The following is a 15,654-nucleotide window of genomic DNA, read 5'->3' on the forward strand; positions in this document are numbered from 1 at the left end:
CCGCCCGCCACCGGTCGGGTAGGCTGATCGTGCGACCCGCCTGACCGCGGGTCCGATTCGATGTCCCGAGCCCCGCGCCTTCGACGCGCCAGGCCACGGCCGGCACCACTGCGCCGGGGCGGGACGTCCCCTTCTACGTTCGGAGCCTTCATGGCGGCACGCCGCCCGCAGCAACAGACCACCCCGTCCACCGTCCCGACCTTCGCCGAGCTGGGCGTGCCCGCCGCACTTACCCGCGTGCTGGCCGCGACCGGGGTGGACCGACCGTTTCCGATCCAGGCCGCAACTCTGCCCGACGCCCTCGCCGGTCGCGACGTGCTCGGTCGGGGCCGCACCGGTTCGGGCAAGACGTACGCCTTCGTCCTGGCCGTGCTCACCCGGCTCGCCGCAACCGCCGCACCGCGCCGGCCCGGACGCCCCCGGGCGCTGATCCTCGCGCCGACCCGGGAGCTGGCCACCCAGATCGACAGCGTGATGGCGCCGCTGGCCCAGGCGCTGTCGCTGCGCACGATGACCGTCTTCGGCGGCGTCGCCGCCCGGCCGCAGATCACCGGGTTGCGCGCCGGGGTCGACGTCCTGGTGGCCTGCCCGGGCCGGCTCGCCGACCACGTACAGGCCGGGCACGCCCACTTGGACGCCGTCGAGATCAGCGTGCTCGACGAGGCCGACCACATGGCCGACCTGGGCTTCCTGCCGACGGTACGCCGACTGCTGGAGCTGACCCCGCGCAGCGGGCAACGGCTGCTCTTCTCCGCCACCCTGGACTCCGGCGTCGATGTGCTCGTCCGGCGTTTTCTCACCGATCCGGTGGTGCACAGCGTCGACTCGACCAAGTCTCCGGTCGCCGCGATGACGCACCACGTGCTGCACGTGCACGCCGAGGACCGGTTCGCCGTGCTTGTCGACCTGACCGCCGCGCCGGGACGGACGGTGGTGTTCACCCGCACCAAGCGAGGCGCCAAGACCCTCACCCGCCGGCTTGTCGCGGCCGGGGTGGCCGCGGTGGAGCTGCACGGCAATCTGGCTCAGGGCGCCCGTACCAGGAATCTCCAGGCGTTCTCCGACGGTACGGTGCGGACGCTGGTGGCCACCGACATCGCGGCCCGGGGCATTCACGTCGACGACGTGGCCCTCGTGGTGCACGCCGATCCACCCGTGGAGCACAAGGCGTACCTGCACCGCTCGGGGCGTACCGCCCGGGCCGGCGCGGCCGGGACCGTGGTGACCCTGATGACCGACACGCAGGCCCCGGAGGTACGGGAGCTGACCCGCAAGGCGGGCATCGCGGCGACCACCACTCGACTGCGCCCAGGGGACGCGCTGCTGCGCGAACTCGCGCCAGGGGAACGGACACTTGCGGTCGCGCCGGCCGCGCCGGTCGCCCGGCCAACGGCCGCCCGCCGGGAGGCGTCACCCGCCTCCGGCGGCCGCAACCGGCGCGGCGGCAAGTCCGCCCAGGGCAGCTCGACCCGGTCCGCTTCAGCCAGCTCGGGGCGGCCCGTTCCGGCCGGTTCAGGGCGGTCCTCGGCTGCCTCGGCGCGCTCCGGTGCCGCCCGGTCGGGTGCGGCAGCCTTCTCCGCCCGGGCCCGGCCCGGCGGGCGTGGCGGCGGTCGCTGAGCGACGCGGCCACCCGCCAACAGTCCTGATCAGCGCTTCCGAAAGCCCGCCGGCACCGCCGGCGGGCTTTCCTTGCGCCACCTGAATACCTAGAACTACTATGCCTCATAGTTCTAGGTATTGGTGGTGGGAGAATCTCATGAAGGTCACCAAGGATCTCGTCGCCGCCTCGGCGACGCCGATGGTGCTCGGCATCCTGGCCGACGGGGAGAGCTACGGGTACGCGATCCTCAGACGCATCAACGAGCTGTCCGACGGCGAGTTGGACTGGACCGAAGGGCTGCTCTATCCCCTGCTGCACCGGCTCGAACGGCTCGGTCACGTGGAGTCGAGCTGGCAGTCGGTCCCCGGGGAGCGGCGACGCAAGTACTACCGCATCACCGACAGCGGCCTCGCCGAGCTGGCCGAGCAACGTCGCCAGTGGGACACCGTGGTGAGCGCCCTCAAGGCGATCTGGGCCGACCCCGGCGACGTACGGCGCTCGACGACGATTCCCCTCGGAGGTCTGGCATGACCGCGCCCGGCAGCCCCGACGCTGGCACGCCATCCCCCGGCCCGGACGCGTTGGAGGACCAGTTCGCCCAGTGGCGTCACTACGTACGACGCCGCCCGGAGTTGCAGCGCGCCGACGTCGAGGAACTGGAGGACCACCTTCGCGGCTCGGTCGACGAGCTCATCGCCGCCGGCCTGCGCCCCGACGAGGCGTTCCTGGTCGCGGTCAAACGGCTCGGCGGCCTGGACGAACTGTCCCGCGAGTTCGCCCGGGAACACTCGGAGCGGCTGTGGAAGCAACTGGTGCTGACCGGCGGCGCCGACGACCCGGAGACGGGCAACCGGTCCCGGCGCGACCTGACCGCGATGATCGTCTGCGCGGTCGGCGCGGCCGTGTCGATCAAGCTGCCGGAGCTGTTCGGCCTGGGTTTCCAACAGGACGGCGCCTTCTACGCACCCAACTTCGCGCTGTTCACGCTGCCCTGGCTGGCCGCGTACCTGGCCTGGCGCCGCCGGGCCGGCAGGGCGCTGATCGGGGTGATGGTCGCCCTGTTCGCGCTCGGTGCGGTGGCCGCCAACGCCTACTCCCTCGCGGAGGACTCCCAGTCGCTGGTGCTGACCACCATCCACCTGCCGATAGCCCTGTGGTTCGTGGTCGGCCTGGCCTATGTCTCCGACGATCTGCGCTCGTCGCGACGGCGCATGGACTTCATCAGATTCACCGGCGAATGCTTCGTCTACTTCGTCCTCATCGCCCTCGGCGGCGGCGTGCTGACCGCCTTCACGGTCGGCACCTTCCAGGCCATCGGGATCGACCCCGAGGGCTTCGTCTCGGAATGGTTGCTGCCGTGCGGCGTGGTGGCCGCGGTGGTCGTGGCGGGCTGGCTCGTCGAGGCCAAGCAGAGCGTGGTCGAGAACATCGCCCCGGTGCTCACCCGCCTGTTCACGCCGCTGTTCACCGCCGCGTTGCTGGCCTTCCTGGTCGCCATCGTCTGGACCACCGCCGGCATCAACGTCGAGCGGGAGGCACTGATCCTGTTCGACCTGCTGCTGGTCGTGGTGCTGGGGCTGCTGCTGTACTCGATCTCGGCCCGCGACCCGCTGGCCCCGCCCGGCCTGTTCGACCGACTGCAACTCGCCCTCGTGGTCAGCGCGCTCATCATCGACGTGCTGGTGCTGTGGGCGATCACCGAGCGGATCACCGAGTACGGCACCACCCCGAACAAGGCCGCGGCCCTCGGCGAGAACGTCATCCTGCTGGCCAACCTCGCCTGGTCGGCGTGGTTGATGCTGGACTTCATCCGTCGGCGCACCCCGTTCGCGGCCCTGGAACGCTGGCAGACCGGCTACCTACCGGTGTACGCCGGTTGGGCCTGGGTCGTGGTGCTGCTCTTCCCGCCGCTGTTCAGCTACCTCTGATCCGCCGCGCAACCCGAGCGGCCACCGGCTAGCACTGACGGCAATCGTCCGCGCCCGGTGGCCGCCTGCGCGCCGATCTTCCAGCTCCTGGCACCGGCAACCGCTTGAAGCGCCTTCATGCCGATCGACCATGCAGTGGAGTGCCGGCGTCTCAGCTGGTCGCACCGCGCCAGGGATCGACGACATTGATCCCTGTGTCAGTGAAGTCCTTAGTGTTCCGGGTGGCGAGGGTGGCGGCCTGGACGCGGCAGATGGCAGCGATCTGGGCGTCGAACCCATCGATCGGGTGGCCGAGTTTCTCCCGCACCGCGACTACGTCGGCGTAGGCGCCGGCTGCGGCGAGGTCGAAGGGCAGCACCTGGCGAGGAAAGGCGGCGAAGATCTCGCTGGCAGCCTGGTGCAGTGATTCCCGGCGCTGGCCTTCCGGCAGCCGCGCAATGCCGTAGCGGATCTCGGCGACGGTAACGGCTGTGGTGTACAGGCCGGTGCTCGAACTCTGCTGGAGCCACGCGAGCACCACTGGAGCGGGCTCGGCCCGCATGAGCTCGGAGACGACGTTGGTGTCGAGAACGATCATCATTCGGGCAGATCCGCCGCACGGGGGGCCGTGGAACGTGCCGGTACATCCAGCTCAACCCCACCGAGTCTGGTGAATCGATCGGTGAGTGCGCTGAACAGGTCGTTTGCCGGCGCGTCCTCGGCAACTGCCGCAGTGAGTATGTCGCGAATCTCGGCCTCCATGGATCGGCCGTGTTGCGCAGCGCGGCGGCGCAGCTTGTCGCGCACGCTGTCGTCGAGATCTCTGATGCTGAGGGCTGCCATGCTGTTCCTCCCACCCACCCAATGAGAGCAATGCTAGCATGGGCTACCGCACGCTGGTCGGCGGGCCGAAGGCGACCGGCACCCCCGGTGAGTAGAGCACGCTTGTCGGTGGCCCCTGCGGTGCCGGCAGCCCGGCGGCGGTCACCAGTTCGTCGTCCAGGGCGAGCAGTTCCGCGTGGTGCAGTGGCCAGCGTGGGTGCCAGTTCGGCAGGTGCCGGGTACGTCCGTACGCCCGGGTGTGCAGGCCCCAGCGCGCGGTGACGAAGTGGTCCAGCGGCGTCGGCTCGGCGATCGGCCCGCCGACCCGGACCTCGATCCGGCTGGTCGTGCCGGTCGGACCCGGCCAGCGACGCCGGCACCGGTAGCTGAGCCGGTCGCCGTCTCGCTCCAGCTTCATGGCCGACCACAGGTACGGCAGCCGCAGGGTCGCCCGGGCGACCAGCACCGGCACCAGCCGGGAGGCGTCGAGCGAGCGGAAGACCACGGCCCGTCGGCCGGAGCTGTCCACGGAGTACAACCGGACGTTGGTCTCCCAGAAGCTGCCGAAGTACGGTACGCCGGGTCCGAATCCCAGCCCCAGACCGACCATCCGGAAGCCGATCAGCCCGACGTAGGTCAGCCCGTCGAGCGTGTCGGGGCGGGTGCCGGCCGGCAGCAGCGGTGCAACCCGCTCCGGCTCGACCGGCCAGTGCAGGAAGATCAGATCATCCCAGCGTTGCCGAAGGATCGCGCGGCGGAACCCCCGGATGGGCGCGACGTCGACCGGCTCGATGTCCACGTACCGATCCTGCCGGACCGGCCGACGCCGCGGCACCCGGCAGTCAGGTACCGGGGTGACGGCTGCCCATCCGGTTTCCGCCGGCCCGCTTCGCCGCGTACATCGCACCGTCCGCGTGCGCCAGGGTCTCTCCGAGGGTGTACGCGGAACCGCCCGCCACCCCGACGCTCACCGTCACCTGCCACACCGCCATCGCGGCCACGGCGTCGACGGCCCGCTGGGCGACCTGCTCAGCGGCGCCGAGATCCGCTCCCGGCAGGATCGCGACGAATTCGTCACCGCCCAGCCGGGCGACGAAGTCGTCCCGGCGGACACTTGCCGCGACCACCTGCGCAACGGCCCGCAGCACGTCGTCGCCGGTGGCGTGCCCCAACGAGTCGTTTATGTCCTTGAACCGGTCCACGTCCACGATCAGCACCGCCACCGGATCGGTCCCGGCCGCCGTGGGAGTGGCCAGGCGCTCCAGGAAGCTGTCCAGGCCCCGCCGGTTGGCCACCCCGGTGAGCGGGTCGATCCGCGCGGCCCGTTCGGCCCGCTCGTGCTGCCACCGCAGCACGTCGTACGACTGCATGGTCACCGCCGCGTGCAGCCAGCGATGTCGCTGACGCCACAGCAGTTCCGCGAGCGCGTCGCCGTAGGTGAGGCCCGGCAGTGCGTCGCGTGCCCCGGTCTTCGCCAGCAGCACCGCGTGCGTACGGTGCAGCGCCGCCGTGATCAACCAGTCGTTGTCGGGAGAGAGGCCGGTCACCGCCTCCTCGATGACCCGCAGCGCCTCAGCCGGCCGCCCGGACCGGCTGAGCGCGACGGCGTGGAACGGCCGGCACAGCAGTTGCTCCTGGTGTCGCTGTTCGACGCCGTGCTCCTGCAACGACGCCAGTACCCGGGGAATGTCCTCCGCCGCACCGGCCGGGTCCTGACGGTCGGCGCGGGCGCACGCCGCGAAGAGCGACGCCGAGAGCCGCCACACCTCCGCCTTGGGGCCGGAGGCTTCCGTCATCGCCCGCGCCGCGTGCTCCTCGGCCACCGTGGTGTGCTTCTCCGCCTCGGCGACCTGGCCGACCTGATACAACTCCAGGGCCCACATGAGGTTGAGCTCCGCGAGGTTGCACAGCCACATCGCCCGGTTGCCGTTGTCCGGGTACCCGGGTCGGCAGGTCGTCTCGTATGCCGCCTGGAACTGTGGCGCCGCCAGCTCGTAGAGGCGCAGCTTCGCGTACCCGATCGCCAGCCCGGTGCGGGCGTTGCCCTCGATCACCGGATCCGGTTCGCCGGCCAGCAGGGCCGTTTCGGCGCGAACGAGGTCCCGCAGGACGGCTTCGATGTCGTACTCGGCGATGTCCTGGTCGCCGAGGCGGAGCCGCCGGTCGGCGCGCAGCGACAGCGCGCAGGAGCGCCACCCGGCGCTGTTCTCCCGCTCGGCGGCGACGAGCATCAGATCGGCGGCGGCGATCGCGGCGCGCAGGTCACCGAGCCGGGTCAGCGCCACGACGCGCACGAAGTGCATCGCCGCCGGGCCGTCGCGCAGTTCCCCGGTCGGTTCCCGTAGCGCCGCGACCGCCTCCGCCAGCACCTGGGCCGCGCCACCGGCCTGCGCCTCCTCCAGTAGCCGCAGGGCTCGGAGGGTCACATCGTCCATGCGGTCTCCTCCGCACCCACCCAGGGGAAGAACAGCCCGATGGTACGGTAATCAGCTCTCTTCGATAGTCTCCGACCGGTTTGGACTCTGTGCCAGCGGTCGCCAGGCGGCGACAGCGACAACCGCCATCGTCACCCCGGCGATCCAGAACGGGGCCGTGTTGCCCCAGCTGCCGGCAATCAGGCCACCGAGAAGGGAGCCGACCGCCGCCCCGCCGAGATCGAGCACCGCGTACGCGCTGCCGACCCGGCCGAGCAGCCGGGACGGCACCAGCCGTTGACGCAGCGACGCGACGGTGATTCCCCAGACCATGCCGTGCGCGCTGAACACGACCACCACCGATGGCAACAGCGCACCCATGGCGGTGTCGGCCAGCGTCTCCCCCGTACCGAGCAGAAAGAGCACCGCGTAGAAGATGACCACCGTGACGGTGTCGGTGGCGATGGTGACCGTCAGCGTGGCGAGCGCGACGGCCCGCACCAGGTTCACCGCCACCACCAGGCGACGCCTGTCGATCCGGTCCACGTAGGCACCGCTGAGCAGGGCGAACAACAACCAGGGCAGCTGTTGTACGAAGACCGCACCGGCGATCAGCGCCGGGCTCTCGGTGATGGAGGCGACCAGCAGCGGGCCGGCCGCCATGGTGATGCCGTCGCCGATGTTGGACACCGCCGAGGCGGTCCAGAGTTTGGCGAAGTCCGCGCCCAGACGCGCGGATACCAGGGCACGCAAGATTGCTCCTCGAACTGGAAGGGAAACGGTCGTCAGGGGACCGCTCCGCAGCGAGGAGCACCGCCACCGTCGGTGGACCGGCGGTGGACCGGCGGTGGACCGCACGGATCAGCGCACGGGGAGCTCTCGCGCCGGAGCGGCGGCCGTGTCCAGGTCGAGGCGCATCTCAGCTCCTGTCCGTCGACGGATGTCGAAGCGGAGGATAGTCGGCCGATCCCGTACGCCGGCACTGGATTTCGCCGTTTCGCGCCGAGCCATGATCGCGACGCCGGTCGATACAGTGACGCGGTGGAGCAGATCAGCCGCCGGCGGTTCCTCGACGAGATGGCGGCCGTCACCCGGGACCGGCAGGCCACCACCCACCTCTACCTGATGCTGCGCGAGGGCGGCGGCATCGGCGTGCAGTGGGAGCAGCCCGGTCTCGACCATCTGCGGGAGTTCCGCGTGGTCGACCCGGACGGGCCCGTCTGCCCGCACTGCACGATCATCGAGACGGTCCTGACACTGGCCCCGGTCCTGCCGCTCGACATGCTGCGGACGGCCCGGGCTCGGGTGCAGTACGAGCGGATCCTGCGCGCCGGCATGCTGCCGGCGCCAGCGTTCGCCCGACAGTCGGTGAGCCGTGAGGTCACCTGGTTGGGAGACTGCCACGGCGCGACCGGCGATCCGCACACCGACGCGGACTGCGCCGAACACGCGGCGATCGGTCCGTCCATCGTCACCGACCCGCTCCACGTGGATCCCGTCGCGCCACTGCCCCGCGCGCTGCTTGAGATGACCGACGCCACCGACGTCCGGGAACGGCTGCGGCTGGCCCGCGACTGGCGGGACACCGCAGCCGAGGTTGCCCGGCGCAGCCGATGGGCCGCAACGACCTGGGGCTTCCTGCGGAGTTCCGCGGTCCTGGGCGTCCCTACGCCCGGCCGGCCGGGGATGGTCTACGCCCTCGACCCGGACGCGGCGACCGACGACCGTCCCTTCACCGAGGTCGCCACGACGGCGATGCGGTCGCTCTCCGGCCGGGATGACCTGGTCTACGCCGACCGGGTCTGCCTGGTACCCGACCCGGTCCCGAGCGGCGAGCGGATGCCCAGCTTCGCCGGTGCGGTGGACGTGGCCGCCGGGCAACCGGTACGCACGTTGCGGCTGCCGTCGAGCCGCCGGCCGCTGAGTCGGCTCGGCCGCGGGATCCTGCTGTTGTTCGAGGCGCGGCACGTGATGCTGATCCGCCACGTCCAACGCACCCCGGACTGGGAGTCGGAGGCGGCGCTGCACCTCTTCGAGTTCGGCATGTTGGAGGAACTCGGCGGGCCCGCGTACACCTCGGCCGTCGCCGCGTACCTCGACGCGCTGCGCCGCGAGGGCGAGTTGCTCGCCCGACCGCAGAAGGTCCTCGACCGCCGCGCGCGCAAGGCGCTCGCCGGCATTTTCGGCGGCCTCGACGACGAGGAACTGCACCTGTGGGGATCGGTCGCCTACCGCAACGCGATCATGGTCATGCTGGGCAGCCAATCCGCCTTCGCCGAACACCTTCGACGTCAGGCGTCCTGAACCGAGCAACCCGGGTGGGTGGGGTCGGCACGCGGCCCCACCCACCCGGATCGTCAGTTACGCAGATTCCACTGCTGGTTGGCGCCGCCGTGGCAGGCCCAGAGGTGGACCACCGTGCCGTTGGTGGTGCCGTAGCCGCTGGCGTCGAGGCACAGCCCGGACTGCGCGCCGGTGATGGTGCCGTTGGCGTTGACGTTCCACTGCTGGTTGACCTGGCCGTTGCAGTCCCAGATGATCGCCAGGGTGCCGTTGCTGGTGCCCTGCCCCGACGCGTCGAGGCACTTGTTGCCGTACACCATGAGTTGCTTGCTGGCGGTGTAGGTCCAGCGCTGGTTCGTCCCGCCGTGGCAGTCCCAGAGCTTCGCCTGAGCGCCGTTGGTGGTGCTCGCACCTTCGACGTCCACGCACCGCCCGGACTGGGTACCGACGATCTGCACGCCCTGCGGGTTGCTGGTGCCGCCCTGCGGACCGGCCCCGGCCATCACCGCCTGGGCGCCCGAGGGCCAGTTGCCGTTGGTCACCGTCACGTTTCCGGACACGACGTTGCCCCGGTCGCCGTTTGTCACGTTGGTGCTGCCGTTCGTCGACCAGTTGTTGGTGACGGTGAAGTTGCCCATGTTCTCGGCGTACCAGTAGTTGGCGGTGGCCCAGGTGCCGGTGGACGAGAACACGTTGTTGCGGGCGGTGTAGTAGCGGGACCCCTCGTCGAAGTAGACGCCGAAGTAGCCGTTGGTCCGCAGGCAGTAGTTGTCGCTGATCAACCCGCCCGGGTTCGCCGACAGGGTGTAGATGCACCCGCCGTCGTTCATCTGCTGCATCACGTCGTGCACGTAGTTGCCGATGAGCCGGTTGTTCGACGCGGTGGTGGCCGTGGTGTAGCGCGGCTGGTAGTTGTACAGGCCACGGCCGGCGTAGTGCTCGCTGCCACCCGCGTCGTTGGAGCCCCAGCCGTACCCGATGGACATGCCGGTGTACGGCATGTTGTAGACCTCGTTGTACGAGACCGTGGAGTTGGTGACGTAGGTGGTGAGCACCGAGACGATGCCCCGGTACTCGATGCCCAGGTCGTGCAGGCGGTTGTTGCTGATGGTGATGTCCCGATTCACCATGCGCTGGTCACTGGGGTGGTGGGCGTCGGCGCGTACGCCACCGACGACGATGCCACCGGCCGCGTTGCGGGCGATCTCGGAGCGGGTGACGGTGATGTTGCTGGTGCCCAGGCCCACCCCGCTGGCGTGGGCGTTGGCGTCGTTGCCGATCCCGATCGCCGTCTGCCCGAGGTTGACGAACTGTGAGTCGCTGAAGGTGATGTTGTTGGCGGCCGAGACCTGCACGGCGGCCGGCATCTGCTGCCAGTTCGGTCGGGTGGCCTCGAACTGCGGGCAACCGTTGTGGCAGGAGGAGAAGCTGGGCCAGTTCCAGTTGCCGTAGATGTAGGCGCCGGTCTGCTGGTCCACGTAGCCCTGGTTGCTGCTGGCCCCCAGCCAGGTCGTTCCGGTGAAGGTGATACCGGTGAACGTGATGTGGTGTGCCGGCGCGGCGTAGGTCCCGCCGAGGTTGACCAGGGACTGCTGCGTCGGCAGTTCCACGCTTACGCTGTTCATGTTCTGGCCGGCGAGCGGGATGTAGTTCAGCGCGCCGGTGCCCGGGTCGAGGTACCACTCCCCCGGCGAGTCCAGGAACTCGTAGGCGTTGGCCAGGTAGAGCGGTCCGGCCCGGTGCGGGCTGGTGAACGTGTCGTACCCGAAGTTGTTGTTGCTCCAGCCGGGCTGCTGCATCCGGATGAGGTTGCCGCTGATGCTCTGCACCGACACGTACCGGTCGGTGAACGAGTTGACGCTCTCCATCTGGATGCGGCTCTGGTTGGCCAGGTTGTTGAGGTAGCTCAGGGCGCCGCTGGTGAACCGCATACCGGTGCTGTCCGCGGTGAAGTCCGCCCGGTTGACCTGGGTGCGGGCCCGGGTGGCGAGCGCACCGTTTACGTACAGCTGGCGGGTGTCGGTGCCGGCGCCGACGTTGGCCCGCCAGATGTTGCGGCCGGCGTCCACCTGCGTCCAGCCGGTGACCGCCCGCGCGCCGCTGATCACGGGACGGGCCGACGGTGCCGCCTGCCAGATCACCCGGTAGCCGTTGGTGCCGGAGTCGGCGGCGGTGAACCGCAGCGGTGCGGAGAGCCGATAGACGCCGTCAGCCAGTTGCACGACGATGTCGCCCGACATTGAGCTGTTGATCGAGCGGACGGCGGTCTGCGCACCAGCCAACGAACACGGCTGCGCGGCGGTGCAACTGCTGCCGCCACCGGAGGGGGACGCGTAGAGGGTGGTGGTCGCGGCGAGCGCGGGGGCGGCGAACGTGGTCACGCCGGCCACGGTGGCCGCGGCGGTCAGCGCCACCGTCGCGGCCGCGGCCAGCACCCGTCGGGGTGTGCCGGGGGGTGGAGGTACGGACACGGGGGTCTCCTTACCTGGACGGGTGGTGCGGTGTGGTGGGTGGTATGTGGACGGCAGTTCATCATACGAATGATGTCTGCGCAAGGATCGACTGAGATCACGCCGGTGACCGGGCGTAGGGCGGCGCAGCTCAGCCGAGAATGCTCCGGAGATAGGCCAGCCCGTCCCCCGCGAGCCGGTCCGGTGACGGGGCGAGCGGGCGCCAGATCGAGGCGGCGGTCGCGATCGTCGCGTTCTCCGGGGTGAACGACTCGATGCAGATCGCACCCCAGTAGCCGGTGGCGGCCAGGGCGGCGAGGAGCCGGGGCCAGTCCAGGTGATCCGACCCGGGCGCGCCCCGGTTGGTGCCGCTCACCTGTACGTGCTTGATGTGCGGACCCGCCGCGGCCAGCGCCGCGTACGGGTTCGCCTCCTCGATGTTCATGTGGTACGTGTCGATCATGAGGCCGACGTTCGTCGGCAGACCGTCGATCATCTCCACGGTCTGTTCGATCGTGTTGACCACACTGGTCTCGTACCGGTTGAGCGCCTCCACCCCGATGGACACCCCCCGATCGGCGGCCCGGTCGGCAACCGGTACCAGCGCCCGACGGAAATCGGCGTAACAGGTCGCGCGTTCCGTCGGCGTCATCGGCCAGGTGCGGCCCACCGACGCGTAGACCGGACCACCGACACACGGCGCGCCGATGATCGCCGCACTGTCCACGCAGCTGTTCAGGTACGCCACCGTGGCCTCCACCACGGCGGGGGCGGCATTTACGAGTTCCCGCCCGGGCGGGGTGACCGCACAGACGCCGGCCGCGTCCAGTCCGTACCTGGCGAGCAGGTCCCGGACGCGGTACGGATCCCAGTCACCCGGCTGCTCGATCGGCAGTTCGACCGCGTCGAAGCCGAGCGCCGCGATCCGGGGGATCAGTGCGGTCAGGGCCTCGTCGTCGACCGGCGAGGTCCACACCCAGGGATTGACACCGACGGCACGCAACGGACGCCTACTTCCAGCGCTGCGGGTAACCCGGCAGGTCGGTGCAGCCGCACATCGCGTAGTGCAGCGGCGGCATGTTCGGGTCGAGATAGCTGTCCAGATTCTCCTGGGTGATCGTCGGCTGGGGCAGCTTCCACGGGTCGGACACCTGCTGGCCGTCGAGGATTCGCAGCGCCGCGATGATCGGCGTACGCCACTGGTAGGTCGGGTACGTGGGCGCGATCGCGGTGAGCCCTTCGTCCTTCCACATCTTCAGGAAGTCGAGCTGGTCCTCGCCGTTGATCGGAGGCACCGGCTGACCGGCGTCCTGGAACGCCTCCACCGCCGCGACGGCGACCGCGCCCGCGTCCATCCAGACGCCGTCGATGGTGCCGTGCCGCTGGATGTAGTCGTTGACGATCTTCTTGGTCTTGGCCGGGTCGCCATCGGTGAACTCGACCCCGACCACGTCGACCTGCGCCTTGTCGAACGCGACCTTGGCGGCGGACCACCGGGTCTCCAGCACGTCGACGCCGGGCAGGATACGCAGCGCGAGAACCTTGCCGCCGGGCTTCATCTGCTGGCTGACGAACTCCGCTCCGACGTGACCGAACCCGTACCCGCCGATCGGGTTGATGAACGTCACCGGGCAGTCGGTGTCGACGCCACGGTCGAAGACGATGACCGGCAGGCCGGCGTCGCAGGCCGCCGTCACGGCCGGAGTGAGCGTGGCGGTGGTGTTCGGCGAGACGATGAGCGCGTCACAGCCCTTGCCGAGCAGGTCGTTGATGTCGGCGATCTGCTTCTGGTCCTTGCCTTCGGCGTCGACGTGAACGAACTCGGAGATCCGGTCGCCCTGCGCCTCGACCTCGGCCTGCATGGTCTTGAAGCCGACCTGACGCCACGGGTTGTTCAACGCCGCGTTCGAGAAGCAGATCTTGTAGGGGCCGTCCTTCTTGAACTTGGCGGTGTCCACCATCTTCGGGTTGAGCACCTGCTCCCACGGCTTGTCGGCCGGACCGGTCGGTGCGGCGTCGAGCAGCGCGAGTTCGTTGTCGTAGTCGGCCTGCACGAAGAACTTCGACTGCTCGCCGGTGCCGGCCCCGGCAGGGGGCGCCGAAGAGCCGTCCGAAGGGGTCGCAGCGGGCTCGTCGGTGGCACAGCCGACGAGGGACACCAGGAGAAGCGCGGCCGTGGCCGCCATGCGTCGTTTCATTGAGAAATCCCCTTATCTCGACGTGGAACGTCGACTCGAGACCGCCACGGCGAACAGGATGATGGCGCCCTGAACGGTCGGTCTGAGGGCGCCGGAGACGCCGTAGAAATTCATGAGCGTGAAGAGCAGTTCGAGGGTCAGCGCGCCGAGCATCGCGCCGACGACCGAGCCGCGTCCGCCACCCAGGGCGACCCCGCCCAGCACGACCGCGGTGATGGCGCCGAACTCCAGACCGGCGCCGGCCTGGAAGGACACCCCGCTGTAGCCGCCGATCAGGATGGCCGCGACGGCGGCGGCGAGGCCGCTCAGCATGAAGGCGATGGTCCGGGTACGGCGTACCCGGGCGCCGCTCAGCTCCGCCGTACGTGCGTTGTCCCCGACCGCGACCAGGATCCGGCCGAAGTCGGAGCGCATCAGCAGCACCGCGAGCGTGGCGAGGACCAGCAGGACCAGCAGGGCGTACGGGATACGGCCGAACACCGGCACGTCCTCGAACGCACGCCGGCCGAAGCGACGGAACTCCTCGGAGAGCCCGCCCTTGGGCGCGCCGTTGGACCAGAGATAGACCGCACCCACCAGGATCAGGAACATGCCGAGGGTGGTGATGAACGAGGGCACCCGCAGTCGCGTCGTGATCAGGCCGTTGACCAGCCCGACGAGCACCCCGCCAGCGAGCAGCACCAGCACCACCGGCCAGGTCCGCGACGGATCGCTGTCGATCAGCCGGGCGGCGACCACGACCTGTGCGGTGACCAGCGAGCCGACGGACAGGTCGAACTCGCCCGAGACGATCACGAAATACTGACCCGCGGCGAGCAGGATGATCGGCGCCGAGCGGCCGAGGAACGACATCAGGGAGGCCGGCGCCAGAAAATCGGGCTGGCGCACGGCGACCAGAATTAGCAGCACCGCGAGTATCGCGAGCAGGGGCAGCAGCCCGCCGGCGCGTACCCGGGTCAGCTGGGGCGGCAGCGGGCGACGCTTGACGAGCTGCATGTCAGACGGCCGCCTTTCGCATGGCCCGACGGGCGTAGACGGCCACGGCGGCGATGATGATGGCCCCCCGGATCACCTGCTTGAAGAAGGCGTCCACTTCGAGCTGGTTGAAGATGGCGTCGATGCTGGCGAGCAACAGCACGCCGCCGAGCGTGCCGAGGACGCCACCACGGCCGCCGGCGAGAGCGGTGCCGCCGATGACCACGGCGGCGATCGACTCCAGGTCGTAGAGACCTTCGGTGCCCACCCGGGGGGCACCCGAGCCGAGCCGGCTCGCCAGGTAGATCCCGGCGAGTCCGGCGCAGAGCGAGCAGAGCACGTGGGCGATGACCAGAACCCGGTCGTTGCGGACGCCGGAGAGTCGGGCGACCTCCGGGTCACCGCCGACGGCGACCAGATGGTGACCGAACCGGGTCCGCGCCAGCGCGAACCAGCATGCCCCGGTCACGGCGAGCAGCAGCAGGAAGGACAGTGGTACGGGGCCGATGCGTTGGTAGCCGAGGCTCTGCACGAGCCCGGGCGAGGTGCTGCCGGCCGGACCGTCGTAGCCGTTGTCGAGGTATCCCTTGAGCAGCAGCCCGACGCCGAGGGTGGCGATGAAGGCGTTGATCCGCAGCCTGGTGACGAGCAGCCCGTTGAGCAGCCCGACAGCAGCACTGACCGTGAGCGCCAAAGCGACCGCGGGCAGCAGCGCGCCGTCGCTGCCGTTCATCGTCTCGGCCGCGACGAGGGTGCTCAGGCTGATCACGTAGGCCACCGAGAGGTCGAGCGACCCACCGAGGATGACCAGGGTCTGACCGACCGCGACGAGGCCCAGCCCGGCGGCGACGTGCAGCAGGCTCACCGTCGTCGACTGGTTGAACAGCTGACCGCCGTCGATCATGACGATCAGCCAACCGAGCGCCAGCGTGATGGCAAGTGCCACGAACACGCCAGGTACCGGCCGTCGCGCCGGCCGCAGCGACAGCAGACTCACGCCGCCGC

14 protein-coding genes are annotated in these 15,654 nt (G+C 70.0%); 4 read left to right on the forward strand and 10 right to left on the reverse strand.

Going from position 1 to position 15,654, the window contains the following annotated elements; genetic code table 11:
* The first annotated feature begins 150 nt into the window (after nucleotides 1-150).
* From O7624_RS06770 to O7624_RS06780, 3 genes are all read left to right on the forward strand, one after another.
* A complete protein-coding gene (locus O7624_RS06770; protein WP_282239353.1) occupies nucleotides 151-1,617 on the forward strand; it encodes a DEAD/DEAH box helicase in 1,467 nt (488 codons plus the stop codon).
* Between the two features lie 139 nt (nucleotides 1,618-1,756).
* Nucleotides 1,757-2,131, forward strand: a complete 375-nt coding sequence (locus tag O7624_RS06775) for a helix-turn-helix transcriptional regulator (protein ID WP_282239354.1) — start codon at nucleotides 1,757-1,759, stop codon at nucleotides 2,129-2,131.
* Entirely contained in the window at nucleotides 2,128-3,528 is a 1,401-nt protein-coding gene (locus tag O7624_RS06780) for a permease prefix domain 1-containing protein (protein WP_282239355.1), read from the forward strand. The genes O7624_RS06775 and O7624_RS06780 overlap by 4 nt, the downstream gene beginning before the upstream one ends.
* A gap of 151 nt (nucleotides 3,529-3,679) precedes the next feature.
* Here the strand turns inward: O7624_RS06780 and O7624_RS06785 are convergent, their stop codons facing one another.
* The 5 genes from O7624_RS06785 to O7624_RS06805 are packed head-to-tail and all read right to left on the reverse strand — an operon-like array spanning nucleotide 3,680 to nucleotide 7,496.
* Complete coding sequence (locus tag O7624_RS06785) at nucleotides 3,680-4,108, reverse strand: type II toxin-antitoxin system VapC family toxin (RefSeq protein ID WP_235944355.1); 429 nt, start codon at nucleotides 4,106-4,108, stop codon at nucleotides 3,680-3,682.
* Complete coding sequence (locus O7624_RS06790; protein ID WP_164445404.1) at nucleotides 4,105-4,350, reverse strand: Arc family DNA-binding protein; 246 nt, start codon at nucleotides 4,348-4,350, stop codon at nucleotides 4,105-4,107. The genes O7624_RS06785 and O7624_RS06790 overlap by 4 nt, the downstream gene beginning before the upstream one ends.
* 43 nt (nucleotides 4,351-4,393) lie before the next feature.
* Nucleotides 4,394-5,128 (reverse strand): DUF2071 domain-containing protein, encoded by a 735-nt coding sequence (locus O7624_RS06795; protein ID WP_282239356.1) that lies wholly within the window; start codon nucleotides 5,126-5,128, stop codon nucleotides 4,394-4,396.
* A 43-nt stretch (nucleotides 5,129-5,171) separates the two neighbouring features.
* Complete coding sequence (locus O7624_RS06800) at nucleotides 5,172-6,764, reverse strand: GGDEF domain-containing protein (protein ID WP_282239357.1); 1,593 nt, start codon at nucleotides 6,762-6,764, stop codon at nucleotides 5,172-5,174.
* Nucleotides 6,765-6,815: 51 nt separating this feature from the next.
* Nucleotides 6,816-7,496, reverse strand: coding sequence for an MFS transporter (locus O7624_RS06805; protein ID WP_282239358.1), 681 nt, complete (start codon nucleotides 7,494-7,496; stop codon nucleotides 6,816-6,818).
* A gap of 288 nt (nucleotides 7,497-7,784) precedes the next feature.
* Here O7624_RS06805 and O7624_RS06810 point away from each other — a divergent pair, with 288 nt between their 5' ends.
* A complete protein-coding gene (locus O7624_RS06810; protein WP_282239359.1) occupies nucleotides 7,785-9,047 on the forward strand; it encodes a hypothetical protein in 1,263 nt (420 codons plus the stop codon).
* A gap of 53 nt (nucleotides 9,048-9,100) precedes the next feature.
* On the opposite strand, the gene O7624_RS06815 is transcribed toward O7624_RS06810, so the two are convergent.
* From O7624_RS06815 to O7624_RS06835, 5 genes are all read right to left on the reverse strand, one after another.
* Complete coding sequence (locus tag O7624_RS06815) at nucleotides 9,101-11,497, reverse strand: RICIN domain-containing protein (RefSeq protein WP_282239360.1); 2,397 nt, start codon at nucleotides 11,495-11,497, stop codon at nucleotides 9,101-9,103.
* A 130-nt stretch (nucleotides 11,498-11,627) separates the two neighbouring features.
* Nucleotides 11,628-12,479: a sugar phosphate isomerase/epimerase family protein gene (locus tag O7624_RS06820; protein WP_282239361.1), complete on the reverse strand. Its 852-nt coding sequence runs from the start codon at nucleotides 12,477-12,479 to the stop codon at nucleotides 11,628-11,630.
* A gap of 7 nt (nucleotides 12,480-12,486) precedes the next feature.
* Nucleotides 12,487-13,674: a substrate-binding domain-containing protein gene (locus O7624_RS06825; protein ID WP_232511164.1), complete on the reverse strand. Its 1,188-nt coding sequence runs from the start codon at nucleotides 13,672-13,674 to the stop codon at nucleotides 12,487-12,489.
* 12 nt (nucleotides 13,675-13,686) lie between these two features.
* Nucleotides 13,687-14,670 carry an ABC transporter permease gene (locus O7624_RS06830; RefSeq protein ID WP_282239362.1) on the reverse strand — a complete coding sequence of 328 codons (984 nt, stop codon included), beginning with the start codon at nucleotides 14,668-14,670 and terminating at the stop codon, nucleotides 13,687-13,689.
* Nucleotide 14,671: 1 nt separating this feature from the next.
* Complete coding sequence (locus O7624_RS06835) at nucleotides 14,672-15,646, reverse strand: ABC transporter permease (RefSeq protein WP_282239363.1); 975 nt, start codon at nucleotides 15,644-15,646, stop codon at nucleotides 14,672-14,674.
* Between the last annotated feature and the right edge of the window lie 8 nt (nucleotides 15,647-15,654).

The sequence above is a fragment of the Verrucosispora sp. WMMD1129 genome, from assembly GCF_029581255.1.
GTDB classification, from domain to species: Bacteria; Actinomycetota; Actinomycetes; order Mycobacteriales; family Micromonosporaceae; genus Micromonospora; species Micromonospora sediminimaris.

Bases quoted from the DNA above. Each gene is read 5' to 3' on its own strand.
- O7624_RS06780 (WP_282239355.1), top strand. From the start codon at position 2,128: ATGACCGCGCCCGGCAGCCCCGACGCTGGCACGCCATCCCCCGGCCCG.
- O7624_RS06790 (WP_164445404.1), bottom strand. From the start codon at position 4,350: ATGGCAGCCCTCAGCATCAGAGATCTCGACGACAGCGTGCGCGACAAG.
- O7624_RS06800 (WP_282239357.1), bottom strand. From the start codon at position 6,764: ATGGACGATGTGACCCTCCGAGCCCTGCGGCTACTGGAGGAGGCGCAG.
- O7624_RS06825 (WP_232511164.1), bottom strand. From the start codon at position 13,674: ATGAAACGACGCATGGCGGCCACGGCCGCGCTTCTCCTGGTGTCCCTC.
- O7624_RS06775 (WP_282239354.1), top strand. From the start codon at position 1,757: ATGAAGGTCACCAAGGATCTCGTCGCCGCCTCGGCGACGCCGATGGTG.
- O7624_RS06830 (WP_282239362.1), bottom strand. From the start codon at position 14,670: ATGCAGCTCGTCAAGCGTCGCCCGCTGCCGCCCCAGCTGACCCGGGTA.
- O7624_RS06785 (WP_235944355.1), bottom strand. From the start codon at position 4,108: ATGATGATCGTTCTCGACACCAACGTCGTCTCCGAGCTCATGCGGGCC.
- O7624_RS06770 (WP_282239353.1), top strand. From the start codon at position 151: ATGGCGGCACGCCGCCCGCAGCAACAGACCACCCCGTCCACCGTCCCG.